Source organism: Pseudomonas iranensis (assembly GCF_014268585.2).
GTDB classification, from domain to species: domain Bacteria; phylum Pseudomonadota; class Gammaproteobacteria; order Pseudomonadales; family Pseudomonadaceae; genus Aquipseudomonas; species Aquipseudomonas iranensis.
Genome location: NZ_CP077092.1, coordinates 1,372,362 through 1,392,376, shown reverse-complemented (window position 1 = coordinate 1,392,376; position 20,015 = coordinate 1,372,362). Strand labels below are relative to the sequence as shown.

General features: G+C 59.1%; 17 protein-coding genes. 3 read left to right on the top strand and 14 right to left on the bottom strand.

The window, feature by feature from the left end:
• Positions 1–866: 866 nt before the first annotated feature.
• Both HU724_RS06075 and HU724_RS06070 read right to left on the bottom strand, forming a co-directional pair.
• Positions 867–1,598, bottom strand: a complete 732-nt coding sequence (locus tag HU724_RS06075; protein WP_073473601.1) for a tellurite resistance TerB family protein — start codon at positions 1,596–1,598, stop codon at positions 867–869.
• A gap of 177 nt (positions 1,599–1,775) precedes the next feature.
• Positions 1,776–1,961 carry a hypothetical protein gene (locus tag HU724_RS06070; protein ID WP_016771524.1) on the bottom strand — a complete coding sequence of 62 codons (186 nt, stop codon included), beginning with the start codon at positions 1,959–1,961 and terminating at the stop codon, positions 1,776–1,778.
• Positions 1,962–2,364: 403 nt separating this feature from the next.
• On the opposite strand from HU724_RS06070, the gene HU724_RS06065 reads away from it, so the two are divergent.
• On the top strand, positions 2,365–3,993 hold the full coding sequence (locus HU724_RS06065) for a glucan biosynthesis protein D (protein ID WP_064364377.1): 1,629 nt from the start codon (positions 2,365–2,367) through the stop codon (positions 3,991–3,993).
• Positions 3,994–4,171: 178 nt separating this feature from the next.
• On the opposite strand, the gene HU724_RS06060 is transcribed toward HU724_RS06065, so the two are convergent.
• From HU724_RS06060 to HU724_RS06050, 3 genes are all read right to left on the bottom strand, one after another.
• Positions 4,172–5,278 (bottom strand): NADH:flavin oxidoreductase/NADH oxidase, encoded by a 1,107-nt coding sequence (locus HU724_RS06060; RefSeq protein ID WP_039759093.1) that lies wholly within the window; start codon positions 5,276–5,278, stop codon positions 4,172–4,174.
• Positions 5,279–5,545: 267 nt separating this feature from the next.
• Positions 5,546–7,255, bottom strand: coding sequence for a single-stranded-DNA-specific exonuclease RecJ (gene recJ / locus HU724_RS06055; RefSeq protein WP_016771527.1), 1,710 nt, complete (start codon positions 7,253–7,255; stop codon positions 5,546–5,548).
• A 54-nt stretch (positions 7,256–7,309) separates the two neighbouring features.
• On the bottom strand, positions 7,310–7,852 hold the full coding sequence (locus HU724_RS06050; RefSeq protein ID WP_186569437.1) for a YaeQ family protein: 543 nt from the start codon (positions 7,850–7,852) through the stop codon (positions 7,310–7,312).
• Between the two features lie 146 nt (positions 7,853–7,998).
• On the opposite strand from HU724_RS06050, the gene HU724_RS06045 reads away from it, so the two are divergent.
• On the top strand, positions 7,999–9,198 hold the full coding sequence (locus HU724_RS06045) for a CaiB/BaiF CoA transferase family protein (RefSeq protein ID WP_186569436.1): 1,200 nt from the start codon (positions 7,999–8,001) through the stop codon (positions 9,196–9,198).
• Positions 9,199–9,420: 222 nt separating this feature from the next.
• Here the strand turns inward: HU724_RS06045 and HU724_RS06040 are convergent, their stop codons facing one another.
• The 7 genes from HU724_RS06040 to xerD all read right to left on the bottom strand — a co-directional run bounded on the left by HU724_RS06040 (position 9,421) and on the right by xerD (position 16,784).
• On the bottom strand, positions 9,421–9,702 hold the full coding sequence (locus tag HU724_RS06040; protein ID WP_016771530.1) for a DUF3509 domain-containing protein: 282 nt from the start codon (positions 9,700–9,702) through the stop codon (positions 9,421–9,423).
• A gap of 162 nt (positions 9,703–9,864) precedes the next feature.
• A complete protein-coding gene (locus HU724_RS06035; RefSeq protein ID WP_133334906.1) occupies positions 9,865–10,272 on the bottom strand; it encodes a response regulator in 408 nt (135 codons plus the stop codon).
• 116 nt (positions 10,273–10,388) lie between these two features.
• Positions 10,389–11,762, bottom strand: coding sequence for a transporter substrate-binding domain-containing protein (locus HU724_RS06030; RefSeq protein ID WP_133334904.1), 1,374 nt, complete (start codon positions 11,760–11,762; stop codon positions 10,389–10,391).
• Positions 11,763–11,882: 120 nt separating this feature from the next.
• Positions 11,883–13,292: a threonine synthase gene (thrC, locus tag HU724_RS06025; protein WP_133334902.1), complete on the bottom strand. Its 1,410-nt coding sequence runs from the start codon at positions 13,290–13,292 to the stop codon at positions 11,883–11,885.
• 107 nt (positions 13,293–13,399) lie between these two features.
• Positions 13,400–14,704 (bottom strand): homoserine dehydrogenase, encoded by a 1,305-nt coding sequence (locus HU724_RS06020; protein WP_024011722.1) that lies wholly within the window; start codon positions 14,702–14,704, stop codon positions 13,400–13,402.
• A 131-nt stretch (positions 14,705–14,835) separates the two neighbouring features.
• Positions 14,836–15,567 carry a bifunctional protein-disulfide isomerase/oxidoreductase DsbC gene (gene dsbC, locus HU724_RS06015; RefSeq protein ID WP_016771534.1) on the bottom strand — a complete coding sequence of 244 codons (732 nt, stop codon included), beginning with the start codon at positions 15,565–15,567 and terminating at the stop codon, positions 14,836–14,838.
• A gap of 320 nt (positions 15,568–15,887) precedes the next feature.
• Complete coding sequence (gene xerD / locus HU724_RS06010) at positions 15,888–16,784, bottom strand: site-specific tyrosine recombinase XerD (RefSeq protein ID WP_186569435.1); 897 nt, start codon at positions 16,782–16,784, stop codon at positions 15,888–15,890.
• A 108-nt stretch (positions 16,785–16,892) separates the two neighbouring features.
• On the opposite strand from xerD, the gene HU724_RS06005 reads away from it, so the two are divergent.
• A complete protein-coding gene (locus tag HU724_RS06005; RefSeq protein WP_186569434.1) occupies positions 16,893–18,701 on the top strand; it encodes a cation:proton antiporter in 1,809 nt (602 codons plus the stop codon).
• Positions 18,702–18,865: 164 nt separating this feature from the next.
• On the opposite strand, the gene rplS is transcribed toward HU724_RS06005, so the two are convergent.
• Together rplS and trmD are read right to left on the bottom strand one after the other, a co-directional pair.
• Entirely contained in the window at positions 18,866–19,216 is a 351-nt protein-coding gene (rplS, locus tag HU724_RS06000; protein WP_003175895.1) for a 50S ribosomal protein L19, read from the bottom strand.
• A gap of 45 nt (positions 19,217–19,261) precedes the next feature.
• Positions 19,262–20,014 (bottom strand): tRNA (guanosine(37)-N1)-methyltransferase TrmD, encoded by a 753-nt coding sequence (gene trmD, locus HU724_RS05995; RefSeq protein WP_038860625.1) that lies wholly within the window; start codon positions 20,012–20,014, stop codon positions 19,262–19,264.
• Position 20,015: the final 1 nt, after the last annotated feature.

Below are 20,015 nucleotides of genomic sequence, written 5' to 3'. Positions count from 1 at the left end.
CCCACTACGCTAAAGCAGTGCGCAGTCGCTGCCGATGCGGATGCAATTAACTTGGGAAAAGCCTCAGGCCTGTAGTACAAAAGAGTTTTCTTTCGGGTAAAAAAATCTCGACAACCAAACCGATAACAGCGAAAGCAAAACCATGATATTTAAGTGCTCGGGCAACGCAGTCAATCCAAGTACCGTATCTTATAGAAGCTTGGGATTCGGAGAGGCGGTCACGATCAAGACTCAGCCCTACATACTGCAAATCAAACTCGGCGACTTTTCAAGAGAGTTTAAAATCATTGCAGACACGTTTATTTCGGAATGCAGGATTGACGATACCGTGCAAGACTATGTGGACATCCCAGAGCTTGCGACAGTTGATTACCCGACTTTTAACGAACTTCTCAACACCCATCCAAATCTAGCAGCAAATTTGATCGAAGATTATCTATACTTCGAACTCTTCTATCATCTTTTTCAAAACCCAACCAACCCACAATTGGTTATCAATAACATCAACAGCGTATATACAGAAAAAGATTCAATAATAATCACGGGAGACACATACCCATTCAAATACTTCTAGCAGAAGGAAACTTGCTCGACGGCAGGCCCGCCGACTCATACCTCAACGGTCGACTGTTGAATAACACCGATCTGGCGACGAAGTCAGTGCGCTAATCACCGATTGCTAGTGATCTATTTGCCAGCTCTATTACGCGGCTAGTACCAAAAATATGCAGAGCCAGCCGCAAGAGCAATGTCCGCCATCGGGACAAAGGTCGATTCAACGCCGTTACGGAAACTACTGAAACGCAGAAAGTCTAGCTAACGTAAAAGGGCAACCGCCTGCTGATGCCCGGCGATCGCCACTACGATTACACGCTATCCGCCCCGGCCAACCGCACCTGCCTCTCCAACTCCACCTTCAACCCCGGCTCCAGCTTCAACTGCCGTGCCAGTTCATCCAGATAGCTCTTCTCCATAAAATTCTCCTCATCCACCAGCATCACACTGGCGATGTACATCTCCGCCGCCATTTCCGGCGTGCTCGCCGCGCGGGCGACGTCGGTGGGGTCGAGGGGTTTGTTGAGTTCGGCGTGGAGCCAGTGTTGCAGTTCCTGGTCGTTGTCGAGTTTGGTGAATTCGCCTTCGATCAGTTCACGCTCGCGTTCATCGATGTGGCCGTCGGCTTTGGCGGCGGCGACCAAGGCTTTGAGGATTGCCTGGCTGTGCTGCTCGACTTGCGCGGGGGGCAGGCGGTCGAGGGTTTGCGGTTCGCGTTGTGGTGCGCTGCCTTTTTGGGCGTTGTAGTTGCCATAGGCCTTGTAAGCCAGTACGCCCAGCGCGGCGAGGCCGCCGTAGATCGCGACTTTGCCGCCGACCTTGCGGACCTTTTTATTGCCGAGCAGCAGGCCCATCGCGCCTGCGGCCAATGCGCCGCCACCCGCGCCGGAGAGCAGGCCGCCGAGGCCGCTGGAGCCTGACGAGCCACCGAGCAAGCCGCCAAGCCCGCTGGCAGCCGATTTGCTGGAAGCGCCGCCGGCCTTGTTCTGCAGCATTTCCTGCCCGGACTTGAGCAGTTGATCGAGCAATCCACGGGTGTTCATGTTCCGTCTCCAAACAAGGGTTATCCGGATCTAAGGCCCTCAGCCTAGTTCGAAAGTGCCCGGACCCGCCCCGCGAGTGTGCTTCGAGATGTTGCTCGCCACTCAAAAGGGCTTGTTCCGAGCGTTACCCAATGAAAAGGAGCAGGCCTTTCGACCTGCCCCCTTCTCCCCTCCTCCTTAAAACCGCGAAACACTCCGCATCGCATCCACCAGATAGCGCATGGCGATCCGGTCGCTTTCCGATAGCTCTCGATAACGTTCCACCAGTTTCAATTCCTCGGAATTGAGACGGCGTCTTCTGCGCCCGCCGCCCAAGCAAGGAAAGATGCCCAACATTTCGGTGATGCCCTGTATTTTTGCCATGGACGATGTCCTTCTCTATTGAGTCAAGAAACTGCTGAACCTCACATCGCCCTGCCTCTTCGAGCAGCGTCGTGTGCCCCGCCGGCACGAAGGCTTGTATCCGGTCTTGCCCATAGAATAGGAATTAAATCGGCGTTGAAAAGTGGTTTTTAGAGTAATTAATCGAAAAAAGCAGATATGCCCTCTAAATCAGAGAACCCTGTCAGAAAAATTACAGACATGTCTTGTTTCATTGCCAGATGACGCAGCGCAAACAAGCCTTTTTGCCCGACAATCGAACCGATTAAGCTAGCGGGCATCTGTTTATAGTCCGTTGCGTTTGGCCGAAGGCATGACCGAACCGTAATTTCCGATCCGACAGGTGCCAGGAACGGCGCCGGATTGCACACGACAGGTTGTATTTATGCACCGCAGGAATTTGCTCAAAGCGTCCATGGCCATTGCGGCCTACACCGGTCTTTCCGCGTCGGGCCTGTTGGCCGCCCGCGCTTGGGCAGCCAATGGCGGCGCCGCCGATGGCGAGGCTCAGGCCTTCGATTTCGAGTCGTTGAAGCGTCAGGCCAAGCAGCTCGCCGGCAATGCCTATCAGGATACGAAACAGGTGTTGCCGCCAACCCTGGCGACCATGACTCCGCAGAACTTCAACGCAATCCGCTACGACGGCGAGCATTCCCTGTGGAAGGAAAACAAAGGCCAGCTGGACGTACAGTTTTTCCACGTCGGCATGGGTTTCCGCCAACCGGTGCGCATGTACAGCGTTGATCCGAAGACGCGCATGGCGCGCGAGGTGCATTTCCGCCCGGCGCTGTTCAATTACGAGAACACTTCGGTCGACACCCAGCAGCTCAAGGGCGACCTGGGTTTTGCCGGCTTCAAACTGTTCAAGGCACCGGAGCTGGATCGGCATGACGTGGTGTCGTTTCTCGGCGCCAGCTATTTCCGTGCGGTCGATGCTACTGGCCAATATGGCCTCTCCGCGCGCGGCCTGGCCATTGATACCTACGCGAAGAAGCGCGAAGAGTTTCCCGACTTCACCAAGTTCTGGTTCGAGACGCCTGACAAGAACGCCACGCGTTTTGTGGTCTACGCCCTGCTCGACTCGCCGAGCGCGACCGGCGCCTATCGCTTCGACATCGATTGCCAGGCCGAGCGCGTGGTCATGGAAATCGACGCGCACATCAACGCTCGCACCACCATCGAACAACTGGGCGTGGCGCCGATGACCAGCATGTTCAGCTGCGGCACCCACGAACGGCGCATGTGCGACACCATTCACCCGCAAATCCACGACTCGGATCGCCTGGCGATGTGGCGCGGCAATGGCGAGTGGATCTGCCGTCCGTTGAACAACCCGGCGACGCTGCAATTCAACGCATTTGCCGACAAGGACCCGAAGGGTTTCGGCCTGGTGCAGACCGACCACGAATTCGCCAACTATCAAGACACTGTCGACTGGTACAGCAAGCGCCCGAGCCTGTGGGTAGAGCCGACAACCGCATGGGGCGAAGGCTCTATCGATCTGCTGGAAATTCCTACGACCGGCGAGACGCTGGATAACATCGTCGCGTTCTGGACGCCGAAAAAACCCGTGGCTGCCGGTGATTCGCTGAACTACGGGTACAAGCTCTACTGGAGCGCGCTGCCACCGGTCGGCACGCCACTGGCGCGAGTGCACGCGACGCGTTCGGGCATGGGCGGCTTCACCGAGGGTTGGGCGCCGGGTGAGCACTACCCGCCAGTCTGGGCGCGCCGTTTTGCCGTGGACTTCACCGGTGGCGGCCTTGAGCGCCTGCCACAGGGCACCGGGATCGAGCCAGTGATTACCTGTTCCAACGGCAAGGTGCAGGACTTCAGCGTGCTGGTGCTGGATGACATCAAGGGTTATCGGATCCTGTTCGACTGGTATCCGACCAATGACAGTGTCGAGCCAGTGGAACTGCGCCTGTTCATTCGCACCAATGACCGCACGTTGAGCGAGACCTGGTTGTACCAGTACTTCCCGCCGGCGCCGGACAAGCGTAAATACCCTTGAGGTTCTAAGGCGGCTGTTCTGGCGTCATTCGCGAGCAGGCTCGCTCCCACAGGGGTTCGCATTCCTACTGTGGGAGCGAGCCTGCTCGCGAAGAGGCCCGCCTGGACAACGCAAACTTCTGCCGAATAGAAAAGCCCCGGCCATCACTGGCTCGGGGCTTTTGCTTTCCAGCCTTCAATCAATCGCGCAAATCCGATTCATGAATCGGCTGATCCCGATGGGTCGCGCGCTGATACTGTGCAGGCCACACTGCTTTGCGCCCGCCGAGATCATCGTCGGCGTGCAGCGGCCAGTACGGATCGCGCAGCAGTTCGCGCGCAAGGAAAATGATATCGGCCTGACAGGTACGCAGAATGTGCTCGGCCTGGGCAGGCTCGGTAATCATTCCGACAGTACCGGTGGCAATGCCTGACTCTTTGCGGACCCGCTCGGCAAAGCGCGTCTGATATCCGGGTCCGACCGGAATTTCCGCGTTGGCAGCTGTCCCTCCTGAAGACACGTCAATGAGATCGGCGCCCAGCGTGTGAAGGCGACGCGCCAGTTCCACGGTCTCATCCGGATTCCAGCCGTCTTCGACCCAATCAGTCGCCGAGACGCGGACAAATACTGGCAATTCCTCCGGCCATACCGCCCTCACCGCTTCAGTGACTTGCAGCACCAGACGGATACGATTCTCGAACGAACCACCGTACTGATCGCGGCGTTGGTTGCTCAGCGGCGAAAGAAACTGATGCAGCAGATAGCCGTGCGCGGCATGCACCTCGACCACGCTGAACCCCGCCGTCAGCGCGCGTTTGGCCGCGTCGACAAAGGCCTGGATCACTTCGGCGATCTGCCCCTCATCCAGCTGCTTCGGTTGAGTGTGTTGCGGATCAAAAGCAATCGGCGATGGCCCGACCGGGGTCCAGCCGCCATCCTCGGGTTTGACACTGCCATGCTTGCCGATCCACGGCCGGTGGGTGCTGGCCTTGCGCCCGGCGTGGGCCAGCTGAATGCCGGCGACCGCGCCCTGGGCGGTGATGAAGCGAGTGATGCGTTGCAGCGGTTCGATCTGTTCGTCGTTCCACAGGCCAAGGTCTTCGGCGGTGATACGCCCGTCGGCGGTAACCGCCGTGGCTTCGGTGAAAACCAGACCGGCACCGCCCACCGCGCGGCTGCCCAGGTGCACCAGGTGCCAGTCGTTGGCCAGGCCATCGACGCTGGAGTACTGGCACATCGGCGACACGGCGATGCGGTTGGGCAGGGTCAGTTGGCGCAGGGTAAAGGGTTCAAGCAGCAGACTCATGGGGCACCTCTCGAATCAGTGGGCAGGCTCCAGGGTTCTGTTTGAAAAGTCGACGAGTGACAGAAAAAGGGTACAGCGCCCGCCCCCGCGGGCAAGAATTCGACAAGACGTCACAAGGCCAATCAAGCAGTGCTTAGAGCCTAGTCGACAACGGGGGATGACGGAGGGTTCAGAGTAATTCAGTGTGTGAAAGGACGCTTTCGCGAGCAGGCTCGCTCCCACAGCAAAATGCATTTCAATGTGGGAGCTAGCCTGCTCGCGAATGGCTTAACGCGGTTCGATATGAGCAATCATCAACTGCACAGTCTCGTTGCCACGAAACTCGTTGACGTCGAGCTTGTAAGCCAGTTCAACCCATTGAATCGTCGGGTTCGGCCACACATCGCGATCAATACCAAACGCGATGCCATCGAGCTTCACCGAGCCACATTCGCTTTTCAGCACCACTTTCAAATGCCGTTCGCCAACCACGCGCTGCTCGACCAGTTGAAACACACCGTGAAACAGCGGCTCCGGAAAGTGCTGACCCCATGGCCCGGCATGGCGCAAGGCGCGGGCCAGTTCGAGGTGGAATTCTTCGACGGCCAGCGTGCCATCGGACAACATGCGCCCGGTGAGGTCTTCTTCGCGAAGTTGCCTACGCACCTCAGCGTCGAATGCCTCGGCGAACAGCGGAAAATTCTCCTGCGGCAAGGTCAGACCGGCCGCCATCGCGTGGCCACCGTACTTGGCGATCAGGTTCGGATGCTGCGCTGCGACCACGCTCAGCGCATCACGAATATGGAAGCCTTGCACGGAACGCCCGGAGCCCTTGAGCAAGCCATCACCGGCATCGGCGAAAGCAATGGTCGGGCGGAAATAGCGCTCTTTCATGCGCGAGGCGAGGATGCCGATCACGCCCTGATGCCACTCCGGATCGAACAGGCACAGACCGAACGGCATCGATTCGACCGGCAGATCCTTGAGCTGCGCCAGCGCTTCACGCTGCATGCCCTGCTCGATGGATTTGCGATCCTGGTTCATGCCGTCCAGTTGCGCAGCCATTTCCCGCGCCAGATTGGCGTCGGCGGTGAGCAGGCATTCGATGCCCAGGCTCATGTCGTCCAGACGCCCGGCGGCGTTCAGGCGCGGGCCGACAATAAAACCCAAGTCGGTGGAAGTGATCCGCGCAGCCTCTCGCTTGGCGACTTCGAGGATCGCCTTGATCCCCGGCCGTGCCCGGCCGGCGCGAATCCGCTCCAGCCCTTGATGCACAAGAATGCGGTTGTTGGCATCCAGCGGCACCACATCGGCGACGCTGCCCAGCGCCACCAGATCGAGCAGTTCGCCAATGTTCGGTTGCGGTTTGCTCTCGTACCAGCCGAGGCTGCGCAGTCGCGCGCGCAGAGCCATCAACACGTAGAAAATCACCCCGACGCCGGCCAGCGCCTTGCTCGGAAACTCGCAGCCCGGCTGGTTCGGATTGACCAGCGCATCGGCCTGCGGCAGTTCATCGCCGGGCAAGTGGTGGTCGGTGATCAACACCTTCAGTCCGGCGCGCTTGGCCGCCGCGACGCCTTCGACGCTGGAGATGCCGTTATCGACGGTGATCAATAGTTGCGGTTCACGGGTCAGTGCGACTTCGACGATTTCCGGTGTCAGGCCATAGCCGTATTCAAAACGGTTCGGCACCAGATAATCGACATGCGCCGCGCCCAGCAGGCGCAGACCGAGCACACCGACAGTGCTGGCGGTGGCGCCGTCCGCATCGAAGTCGCCGACGATCAAAATGCGCTGGCGTTGCTCCAATGCCGTCACCAGCAGGTCAACCGCCGCATCAATGCCTTTGAGCTGCTGGAACGGGATCAAGCGCGCCAGACTTTTGTCCAGCTCCGCTTCCGATTGCACACCCCGCGCCGCGTACAGGCGGGTCAGCAGTGGCGGCAGATCACCGAGGAAAGGCAGCGTGGCAGGCAGTTGACGAGGTTCGATACGCATGGGGCGACGGAGGCTTCTCTTTGATTCGTGGGAAATATCAGCGATGTCGCGACCTCAGCCGCGCTCACCTTGCAGCCATTGCAACTGGACTTCGTGCTGACCGCGGTCGTCGGTGACGAAGATCGTGCCTTCGCTGATCATCACGTCCCACTTGATGACACGCGGCATGTCCTTGGCCAGGGTCTCCAGCACTTCCTGCGGAACGGTTGCGATGTTGACGTTTTTCAGGTTCTTGATCGCCGGGATCACCTTGGTTTCCCAGACACGCAGGCTGCCGTAGGCCAGCAGGCTGGTGCGTTCGGTGCGGCGCGAGCACCAGGTCAGGCGATCGGCATCCGGCTGGCCCACTTCGATCCAGTGCAGGACACGGTCGTCCAGGCTCTTTTCCCACAAGGCCGGTTCATCCACGTCTGACAGACCACGGCCGAACGACAGCTGCTCGTTGTACCAGAGCGCGTAGGCCAGCAGCCGCACGGTCATGCGTTCTTCGGTCTCCGAAGGATGACGGGCGATGGTCTGCTTGACGCTCTCATAGACGCTGCGGTCGAGGTCGGTGAGGTTCAGTTCGAATTTGTAGGTAGTGGACGGCTGGGCCATGAACGGGCTTCTTGATACGAGGAAAGTCGGCAAGTCTAACCGATGCCACAGGCAATCATCGAATTGATGGCAATCCAGCTGCGGCGTCTGACAGCCGGCTATGTTAAAACCCTGTATCCGTTCAGCCTTGTCCTACAGGATTTCGCATGCCGTTCACCAGCAAACCGCTCTCGGGTCTGAAAATCATTGAATTGGGTACGCTGATCGCCGGGCCGTTTGCCTCGCGCATTTGCGGCGAATTCGGCGCCGAGGTGATCAAGATCGAATCGCCGGACGGCGGCGATCCCCTGCGCAAGTGGCGCAAATTGTACGAAGGCACCTCGTTGTGGTGGTTCGTCCAGGCGCGCAACAAGAAGTCGCTGACCCTCAATCTGAAACACCCCGACGGTTTGGCGATCCTGAAACAGCTGCTGGGCGAGGCCGACATCCTCATCGAGAATTTCCGCCCCGGCGTCTTGGAAAAACTCGGTCTGAGCTGGGAAACCCTGCACGCACTGAACCCGAAACTGGTGATGGTGCGCCTGTCCGGTTTCGGTCAGACCGGGCCGATGAAAGACCAGCCAGGTTTCGGTGCGGTCGGAGAATCCATGGGCGGTCTGCGGTACATCACCGGCTTCGAAGACCGGCCGCCGGTGCGTACCGGGATTTCCATCGGTGATTCGATTGCCGCGCTGTGGGGCGTGATCGGTGCGTTGATGGCGCTGCGTCATCGCGAGGTCAACGGCGGGCTGGGCCAAGTGGTCGACGTTGCGCTGTATGAAGCTATCTTCGCGATGATGGAAAGCATGGTGCCGGAGTTCGACGTGTTCGGTTTCATCCGCGAACGCAGCGGCAACATCATGCCGGGCATCACGCCCTCTTCGATTCATACCAGCGCCGATGGCAAGCACGTGCAGATCGGCGCCAACGGCGATGCAATCTTCAAACGCTTCATGCAGGTGATCGGTCGCGAAGATCTGGCAAATGATCCGGCGCTGGCGAGCAACGATGGCCGCGACGGTCGCCGCGACGAGTTGTATGGCGTGATTGATCGCTGGGTCAATTCCTTACCGCTGCAGACTGTTCTCGACTTGCTCAATCAGGCCGACGTACCGGTCAGCCGGATCTTCAGCGCCGAAGACATGTTCAACGATCCGCAATATCTGGCGCGAGAGATGTTCCTGCATGCCAAGTTGCCGGACGGCAAGGACTTCAAGATGCCCGGCATCGTGCCGAAACTTTCCGAAACCCCTGGTTCATCCGAATGGGTCGGGCCGCAGTTGGGCGAACACAATGCGCAGGTGCTTGGCGATCTGGGCTACGACGCGGCGCAAATCACTCGGCTGCGTGAAGACGGGGCCATCTGAGCACCACCGGGCGCTTCGGTTTTTCAAGCAACAAACCGCGCACTGCGCAAACGCCGGGCAAAAGAAACCCCGAGAAGTGGGGAGACGACTCGGGGTTAAACGGGGTCTGCTTCGAGACCCGTAGCAGCAAGCGACAAGCACCGGAGCACAATGCTTGATCCTGCTGTTATGGGGTCTGACTGACAGGGATGCAGGAAGGTTCCCACAAAAAATATTTCATCTTTACAGGGCCGGACGCTTGTCCAGAGCTGCATTGCGCAACGCAGCAATCACGCAAGGTTCCAGCCGTCCTTCAGCGATCATCACGTCACGGTGCAGGCCGTCCACCACATCGGTCAGCAAGCGCTTGTCGCTCAACTGGGCCTGATTGAATTCGCGTTCCACCACAATGGCGCCGCTGCTGTTCTTCAGCGTCACCAGACATTCACCATGGCTGCCGCGAGGGGTCAGCGTCACCTGATACGGGCTCAGAGCCTCACCGAGCAATAGACTGATACTTTCCATCTCGATCTCCACTCAATAGTCCGAAAACACAGTGCCTGGGGCGTGTTCACATTAAATGACCACCGGCCCGAGAAGAAAGTTCTGCCTGTCGCGTCCCGACCTTGCGGGTCCGCGTCTGACAGAGCATGCACGGCGAAGATGACAGAAAAATATTCGCCGGTTTCAGGCCTCGATGAGCTCCTGCGGGGTGATCAGATAACTGTCCAGCAGACCTCTCATCAACACCGCCGAAACCGGCGTTTGCAGCCGTCCCAGCAGGCGCAGGCGTTGCTGGCGGAGCAGCGGCTCCAGATCACTCATCAAACTCTGCGCGACCGAGCCCAGCATAATCAGGGCACGCGCCTCATGGTGCGCCGCCAGATGATGAATCAAAGCCAGCCCATCGCCACCTTTGAGCTGCGGATCGCAAATGGCGATATCGACCGCGCCGCGATGCCCCAGTGAACTCAAGGCTGACGCCAGCGAAGGCGCGGTCAATACATCGTAGATGCCTATGGCATTGAGCATTTGATGCAATGCCATCAGCTGGAACGGGTTGGGTTCAAGAATCAGGACTTTAAGCGAGCGCATGGGCGACCTCTGGAGCGATCATCGCGGACTCTCACCGCAGTTGTCGTTCACTCTAGGGCAGGCGTCTTAAGCCTCCCATAAGAAAAGTAGTCGCGTCTTGCAGGACGTTTCCTTTCTTACTGCTGACATCTGCACCCGCTCTCGGTCCGGCGCTGAGTAATGTCGGTCCAGCCACCCAACAAACCGCGCAATTTACCGTCACCGCTGTAAAACGGCACCGTCCACTGATAGACCTCACGAGGCCCGCCATTGAACAGCAACTCTCGCTTGCTGAAGCGCGACTTGCGAGTCTGCAATTGCGCCATGAACTCGTCGTGAAGCATGCGCGCGGTGGCTTCGGGCAATGCATCAACCTCGACCAGCATACGTCCCAGCATTTGGTCCAGGCGCACCGACAGCGCCTCCTCGTAGCTGCGATTGCAGATGATCAGGCGTCCCTGCAGGTCGCGCACGAACACCGGATCCGGCATGGAATCGATCAGGGCGTGCTGAAAGGCCAATTGATCGCCCAGTTCCTTTTCCGCTTCGCAGCGCAACTTGATCACCGCCGCCAGACGCCTGCTCCAGACCAGCGACAATATTCCGAAAACACCAACCACGCCCATCACCCAGCATGCCCACTCGACCAATCGCTGCCAGATTGACGGCACGGGCGTCGGCGAGATGCCCTCCAGCCACTTGAGACGAATCGCCCGCAACTCCGCAGCAGGGAAAGCTTCCAGCGCCTTGTTGAGAATACTCAGCAGCTCCGGCATGCCTTTTCGTACAGCCAGGTGATCGGCTTCCCACTTGCCCTCCACCAGACCACCGACCTTGAGCATGCCCAACGGATACAACTGCGCGCCGATTTCGTTTTCGATCGTGGCGTAGGCCTCACCGCTCTCGACCAGTGCCCGCGCTTCGGCGTAGGTTTTCACCGAGCGTATTTGAATCGAGGGATAATCGCGCCGGATTACATCTTCCAGCGCATGGCGGGCTGGCAGCACCACCACGCGTTTCGCCAGTTGTTCGAAAGACTCGACGCTCGGCGCGCTGGCATGCCCGACGAACACCCAGCCCGCCCCGCCGAATGCATGACTGAAATCAAGAAACAGTCTTCGATCGTCACTCATCGCCAACGTCGTGCTGATATCCGCAACCCCGCTTTGCAGGCGTTCGAGCATGTGATCGGTGGAAAATGATTCCTGATGTTCGAATTGCAGCCCGGTCATCGCACTGACGCGCTTGAGCACATCATTGTTCAGACCGCTCCATTGCCCGTGCTCGTCCTGAAACAGATACAGCGGGTATTGCACCGACGCCACCGTTACCTTGGGGTTGTCGCGGATCCATTGCCGCTCCTGCGCGTCCAGTTCGACAGGCTGCACATGAACCTGCACATTCGCCTGATCGAGTGCCATTTGCGCTGCCATGGCGCTGTGTGTCCACCCCAGCACCGCCAACAAAAACAACCAGCCCAGTGCCGGTTTCAAACCTCTGTAAAACAGCATTGCCATTTCCTTCGTGATCGACTCACCCGTCCTTCGTGGGTGAAAACCCGAGCAGTGTGGCAGCAGAAACAAAAAAGCCCGTCAGGAGACGGGCTTCAAAATGTGACAGCTTTTACTGGCTTAAAGTGGCTTGCCGCGGTTGCCATGCTGGCTGACAAAGGCTTGCACGGCTTTCAGGTCGTTTGGCAGAACCGTGCAGCGCTCGTTTCGCTCAAACAAATCAGAAAGATGTGCAGGTAGTTCGAGCGCTTTTCCTACACCCGCTTTCTCTACTGCCTCAGGAAACTTGACCGGATGGGCAGTACCCAGGATCACCATCGGAATGTCCAGGCTACGACGGCATTCGCGCGCGGCTTTGACGCCGATTGCGGTGTGCGGATCAAGGACTTCGCCGCTCTGCTCGTAGACTTCAGCAATAGTTTCGCAGGTCTGTGCGTCGTCCACCGCCAGCGAGTCGAACAGCTTGCGCGCTTCGGTCCAGCGCTCTTGCTCGACGCTGAAGCTGCCGTCCTTTTTGAACGAGTCCATGAGGCCGGCAATCGCCGCACCGTTGCGACCGTGCAGGTCGAACAGCAGGCGCTCGAAGTTCGACGACACCATGATGTCCATCGACGGCGACAACGTGGCGTGCAGAGTTTCCTTGACGTACTGGTTGCCGCTCATGAAGCGGTGCAGGATGTCGTTGCGGTTGGTCGCGACGATCAACTGATTGATCGGCAGGCCCATGTTGCGCGCCAGGTAGCCGGCGAAGATATCGCCGAAGTTGCCGGTCGGTACCGAGAACGATACAGAACGCGCCGGACCGCCCAACTGCAGTGCGGCGTGGAAGTAGTAAACGATCTGGGCCATGATCCGCGCCCAGTTGATCGAGTTCACCGCCACCAGACGCGTGCCTTTGAGGAAGCTCTGGTCGGCGAAGCTGTTCTTGACCATTTCCTGGCAGTCATCGAAGTTGCCTTCGATGGCGATGTTGTGGATGTTCTCGCCGAAAATCGTCGTCATCTGCCGACGCTGTACTTCAGATACTCGCTGGTGCGGGTGCAGGATGAAGATGTCGACGTTTTCGCAGTGTTTGCAGCCTTCGATGGCCGCAGAACCGGTGTCACCAGAGGTGGCACCGACAATCACCACGCGCTCACCGCGCTTTTCCAGCACGTAATCGAGCAGACGACCGAGCAGTTGCAGGGCGAAGTCCTTGAACGCCAGGGTCGGGCCGTGGAACAGCTCAAGCACCCATTCATTACCGTTCAACTGACGCAGTGGCGCCACGGCGCTGTGGGCGAACACGCCGTAGGTTTCTTCGAGAATCTTCTTGAAATCGGCATCCGGAATGCTGCCGGTGACGAACGGACGCATCACCCGGAAGGCCAGTTCGTGATACGGCAGGCCGGCCCAGGAAGCGATTTCTTCCTGAGTGAAACGTGGCAGGTTTTCCGGGACGTACAGACCGCCATCGGTCGCCAGACCGGCCAGCAGGACCTCTTCGAAATTCAGGGCCGGGGCCTGCCCGCGAGTACTGATATATCGCATTTTTTTCAAACCTTCGGTTTGAGCTGCAAGCTGCAAGCTGCAAGTCGCAAGTAAAAGCCAGACTGCTTCTCTCTTGCCACTTGCCGCTCGAAGCTTGCCGCTGCTTTTTAGTTCAAATGTTCGACACGGATCCGTACAACCGGGCCGTCAACGCCAGCCAGTGCTTCCAGCGCGGTGATCGCATCATTGATGCGCTGCTCGACCACGCGGTGGGTCAGCAGAATCATCGGCACCAGACCGTCATGCTCTTCGACTTCCTTCTGCATGATCGATTCGATATTGATGCCGCGCTCCGACAGGATGCTCGCCACCTGGGCCAGTACGCCCGGATGGTCCTTGGCGTGAATGCGCAGGTAGTAAGCGCTTTCGCAGGCTTCGATCGGCAGGATCGGATGCGCCGACAGCGAGTCCGGCTGGAAGGCCAGGTGCGGCACACGGTTTTCCGGGTCGGAAGTCATGGCGCGAACCACGTCGACCAGGTCGGCGATCACCGACGAAGCGGTCGGCTCCATGCCAGCGCCAGCGCCGTAGAACAGCGTCGAACCGGCGGCGTCACCGTTGACCATTACCGCGTTCATTACGCCGTTGACGTTCGCGATCAGGCGATCGGCCGGAATCAGCGTCGGGTGCACGCGCAACTCGATGCCGGCGTCAGTGCTGCGCGCCACGCCGAGGTGCTTGATGCGATAGCCCAGCGCTTCGGCGTAGTTGACGTCGGCAGTGGTCAGTTTGGTGATGCCTTCGGTATAAGCCTTGTCGAATTGCAGCGGAATGCCGAAGGCAATCGACGCCAGAATGGTCAGCTTGTGCGCGGCATCGATGCCTTCGACATCGAAGGTCGGGTCAGCTTCGGCGTAACCCAGCGCTTGCGCTTCGGCAAGTACGTCTTCAAACGTACGGCCCTTCTCGCGCATTTCGGTGAGGATGAAGTTGCCGGTGCCGTTGATGATCCCGGCAACCCAGTTGATGCGGTTGGCGGACAGGCCTTCGCGGATCGCCTTGATCACCGGAATGCCACCGGCCACCGCTGCTTCGAATGCCACGATCACGCCTTTCTCGCGTGCCTTGGCGAAAATCTCATTACCGTGAACGGCTATCAGCGCCTTGTTCGCGGTGACCACATGCTTGCCATTCTCGATGGCCTTGAGTACCAGCTCGCGGGCAACGGTGTAGCCGCCCATCAGCTCTATGACGATGTCGATCTCAGGGTTCGTGGCCACTTCGAAGACATCGTTGGTAATCGCAATACCGGTCGTCTGGAACTGAGGCTTTGGCGTGCGCGTGGCAATTTGTGCCACTTCGATTCCACGCCCGGCACGACGAGCAATTTCCTCGGCGTTGCGCTGAAGTACGTTGAAGGTACCGCCACCGACGGTCCCTAACCCACAGATGCCTACTTTGACCGGATTCACTGTGAACTCCCCATGAAACGGCCGACACAGGGTCGGCCGGAAAACAACCGCGTGCTCGCGGCTCTCTGTTGATGGCCCGGCGCTGTTGCCGCCGGACCACGATCGTCAACGGTTGCCCGTGACGATGCGAATTACTTCGCGCCCAGCGCCAGTTTGGCGACTTGTGGCGCCGGCTGGTAGCCCGGAATGACTTGGCCGTCGGCCAAAACGATGGCCGGTGTACCGTTCACGCCGATCGACTGACCGAGGGCGAATTGTTTGGAAACCGGGTTATCGCACTTGGCGGCCTTGATTTCCTTGCCATCGACCATTTTGTCCATCGCGGCTTTCTTGTCTTTCGAGCACCACACTGCTTGCAGCTGCTCGTCACCCGGAGAATTCAGGCCTTGGCGCGGGAACGCCACGTAGCGCACTTCGATGCCGCGCTTGTTCAGCTCGGGCACTTCGGCATGCAGTTTGTGGCAGTACGGGCAGGTGGTGTCGGTAAACACGGTGATATGCGATTTGGTCTCGCCCACGGCCGGGTAGACCACGGTTTCGGCCACCGGGATGGCGTTGATCAATTTGGAAATGCCCAGGCGTTCGGTCTTCTCGGTCAGGTTGACCGGTTTGCCATTCGCGAGCTGATACAGGTTGCCCTGCACGATGTACTGGCCATCGGCACTGGCGTACAGCACGCGGCTGCCTTTGAGTTTGACTTCGTACATGCCAGGCAACGGGCTGGCACTGATGCTTTCGACCGGAACCTCGAGTTCGAGTTTTTCCAGGCTTTGACGAATGGCTTTGTCAGCCGCGTCGTCGGCGACGGCAAAGGTGCTCACCAACGCAATGGCGGCGGCGGCGAAAATCTGGGTCAGACGCATGAGTACTCCTGAGGGCGGGCCAATGAAACGATCAGAACGCCCGTGCGAAACACCGGGTCATAACCGTCCATCGTGCAAACCGGCAAAGCCTAACACATAAGGCCACGAGGGCCGAATGCGCCTGTCGCCACACACTCATGTGCAACTGACATACATTATTGTGGCGAGGGGATTTATCCCCGATGGGTTGCGAAGCAGCCCTGAACCATCCACCGCGATCTTTCAGTCAAAATCGAGCCAGCCGGGTTTGCGACTGCTGCGCAGCCGAACGGGGATAAATCCCCTCGCCACAGGTCAGTGTTTCAACATTATGGGATGTGTCAGCCGCGTGGGTGGTGCTTGGCGTGCAGATCCTGCAATCGGGCGCGGGCGACATGGGTATAGATTTGGGTGGTGGAAAGGTCGCTGTGCCCGAGCAGCATCTGCACCACGCGCAAGTCCGCGCCGTGGTTGAGCAGGTGCGTGGCAAACGCGTGGCGCAAGGTGTGCGGCGACAGCGACTTGCCGATCCCGGCGACCTTGGCCTGATGCTTGATCCGATGCCAGAACGTCTGCCGGGTCATCTGCTCGCCGCGCTGGCTGGGGAACAGCACATCGCTGGGGCGGCCACCGAGCAACTCGCCACGACCATCACGCATATAGCGCTCGACCCAGACAATCGCCTCCTCGCCCATCGGCACCAGACGCTCCTTGCTGCCCTTGCCCATCACCCGCAATACGCCCTGGCGGAGGTTGACCTGCTCCAGCGTCAGGCTGATCAGCTCGGTTACGCGCAGGCCACAGGCGTACAGCACTTCCAGCATCGCGCGGTCGCGCTGGCCGATGGCTTCGCTCAGATCCGGCGCCTTGAGCAGTGCTTCGACATCGGCTTCCGACAGCGACTTGGGCAACGGCCGACCCAGTTGCGGCATGTCGACGCGTAACGTCGGGTCGACGCTGATCAGTTTTTCCCGCAGCAGATAGCGATAAAAGCCACGCACCCCGGAGAGAAATCTCGCGGTGGAGCGCGGCTTGTAGTTTTGCTCCAGCCGCCACGCCAGATGATCGAGGATCAACTCGCGACCGGCATTGATCAGCTCGAGATTTTTCTCCTGCAACCAGCCGTTGAACAGCGCGAGGTCACTGCGATAGGCGTCGCGGGTGTTGTCGGACAGGCCTTTCTCCAACCATAAAGCGTCGAGGAATTGGTCAATCAGCGGATGGTCGATGGCAGGCATGGGTGCTCGGGGGAGGCAGTTTTTCACACTGCGCGCAAATAGACAGTGAACGACGGGAATGGCCGCTAGTCTTTCATAGCCAGCCAGATCAAGGAACAGGGAGCATCAATGAACGAGCAGCAAATTCTTTTGGCATTTGGCGGGATCGGCGCGGCGGCGCTGGGTTGTCAGTGGCTGGCATGGCGCCTGAAGCTGCCGGCCATTCTGTTTCTGCTGCTGACCGGCATTCTGGCCGGCCCGCTGCTGGGTTGGCTCGACCCGCAGGAAATGTTCGGCCCGCTGCTGATGCCACTGGTGTCGCTGGCAGTGGCGCTGATCCTGTTCGAAGGCAGCCTGACCCTGCACCTGTCGGAATGGAAAGAGATCGGCAGCGTCGTCCATCGACTGGTGACCCTCGGTGCGATTTCGACCTGGATCGTCATCGCGGTGGCCACGCATTTCCTGCTCGGCTTCGACTGGATGCTGGCAATTCTGTTTGGCAGCCTGACGCTGGTCACCGGTCCGACCGTGATCGTGCCGATGCTGCGGGTGGTGCGGCCAAAAGCGTCGATTGCCAACATCCTGCGCTGGGAAGGCATCGTCATCGATCCGATCGGCGCTCTGCTCGCGGTCGTGGTGTACAGCTTCATCATCGCCAGCGCTGAAGGCCATGGCCTCAAGCAAAGTCTTCTCACCTTCGGCGGGGTGATTCTCTGCGGCGCCGTGTTTGGTGTCGTCGGGGGTTGGCTGCTGGGGACAGTGATCCGGCGTCAGTGGCTGCCGGAATACTTGCATAACCTGGCCTCGCTGGCAGCCGTGCTGGCGATTTTCATCTGTGCCAACCAAGTGATGCATGAATCCGGACTGCTGGCGGTGACGCTGATGGGCATGTGGCTGGCCAACATGAAAGGCGTGGACGTGCGGCACATCCTGCACTTCAAGGAAAACCTCAGCGTGTTGCTGATTTCCGGACTGTTCATCCTGCTCGCGGCGCGCCTGGATCTGAACGCGTTGATCGGTCTGGGACCGCTGGTGTTGATTCTGCTGCTGGTGATCCAGCTGATCGCCCGTCCATTAAATGTTTTGCTCAGCACCGCCGGCTCCAGTCTGAGCTGGCGCGAACGAGCATTGCTGTGCTGGATCGCCCCGCGCGGAATCGTCGCTGCGGCTGTCTCGGCGATTTTCGCGATTCGCCTGGATGAATCCGGACATGAAGGCGCCCTGCTCCTGGTGCCGCTGACCTTTGCGGTAATCATCGGCACCGTGGTTTTGCAAAGCGCAACGGCGCGACCGCTGGCACGGCTGTTAAAGGTCGCCGAACCGGCGCCGAGCGGGTTTCTTATCGTTGGTGCCAATGGCCCGGCCCGTGAATTGGGCAAGTCGCTGCAACAGCTGGGCAGCCGCGTGCTGCTGACCGATTCGAGCTGGGAGAATATCCGCGCGGCACGCATGGAAGGCTTGCCGACCTATTTCGGCAATCCTGCGTCGCAGCATGCCGACGCGCATCTGGATCTGGTGGGATTGGGGCATTTGCTGGCACTGTCACCGTCGGGCGAGCTGAACACATTGGCGGCGATGCGCTTTCGTCATGACTTCGGTCATCAGCGCCTGTTCGGTCTGGCCAGCGGCCATGAAAGCCGCCGCAGCGATAAACATCGGGCGAGCCTGGAACACCGGGGCAATCAATTGGGCAGTGAGGCACTGACCTATTCGAAACTGGCCGGCCAGATGGGCCAGGGTGCCGAGCTGTACAGCACAACCTTGACGGATGGGTTTGGCTGGGAGGATTACCAAGCGCTGCATGGCAATCGCGCGACGCTACTGTTCATGCGTGATGACAGCGGCTGGGTGCATGTGGTGACACCGGAAACGGCGTTGAAGCCGGGGGCTGGGTGGACGTTGCAGGCGTTGATTCAACCGCAAGGTTCCAGCGCCTGACGGATCGATTCGCGAGCAGGCCCCACATTCGGACTTCTGTGGGAGCGAGCCTGCTCGCGAAGGCCGCGACTCGGTCACAGATAGACTGAAGATCTTTGCGGCACAAATCGCAGGCAACAAAAAAGCAGCCCGCAGGCTGCTTTTTTCTGCATCGGAAGCTGGGCTTAAGCCAGTTTTTCCTTGATGCGTGCTGCTTTACCCGACAGGTCGCGCAGGTAGTACAGCTTGGCTTTACGTACGTCACCGCGACGTTTGACAGCCATGCTGTCGATCTGCGGGGAGTAGGTCTGGAAAGTACGTTCTACGCCAACACCGTTGGAGATTTTACGAACGGTGAACGCACTGTTCACGCCGCGGTTACGCTTGGCGATTACAACGCCTTCGAACGCTTGCAGACGGGAACGATCGCCTTCCTTCACTTTCACCTGAACGACAATAGTGTCGCCTGGGGCGAAGGTAGGGATTTCTTTGGTCATCTGCTCTGCTTCGAGTGCAAGGATGATTTTGTTGGTCATGCTGTGCTCCTAAGGTAAATCGTTCGATCTACCATCGATACGTTGTTAACTATCGTCCCGCTCGCGGATGTATTCCTCGAGCAGCTTCTTCTCTTCTCCAGAAAGCGAGCGGCTTTCCAGAAGATCGGCGCGTCGTTCATAGGTCCGACCAAGGGACTGCTGTAAACGCCAACGCCGGATATGCGCGTGATTGCCACTCAGCAACACGTCGGGAACACGCTGATCCGCATACACCTCCGGTCGGGTGTAGTGCGGGCAATCCAGCAGACCATCCGTAAAGGAATCTTCCTCAGCGGAATCCGCATGCCCTAAAGCTCCAGGCAGCAGTCGTGTAACCGCATCGATCAGGACCATGGCCGGCAGCTCGCCGCCAGACAGTACATAGTCGCCAATCGACCACTCTTCATCGACATGAGCCTCAATAAAGCGCTCGTCAATGCCTTCGTAGCGGCCGGCAATCAGGATCAATGCATCCGATTGTGCCAGCTCGCGTACCGCCGACTGAGTCAGTTGACGGCCTTGGGGGGACAGGTAAATCACCTTCGCCGCCTCCCCGGCTGCTGCCTTGGCCTGAGCCAGCGCATCTTCCAGGGGCTTGATCTTCATCACCATGCCCGGACCACCGCCAAACGGGCGATCGTCCACAGTGTGATGCCGATCCGTCGTGTAATCTCGCGGATTCCAACAGGTCAGCTGCAAGAGCCCCTGTTTGACCGCACGACTGGTGATGCCGTAATCGCCAATGGCGGAAAACATCTCGGGAAACAGACTGATCACTTCTACGCGCAAGTTAGCCACG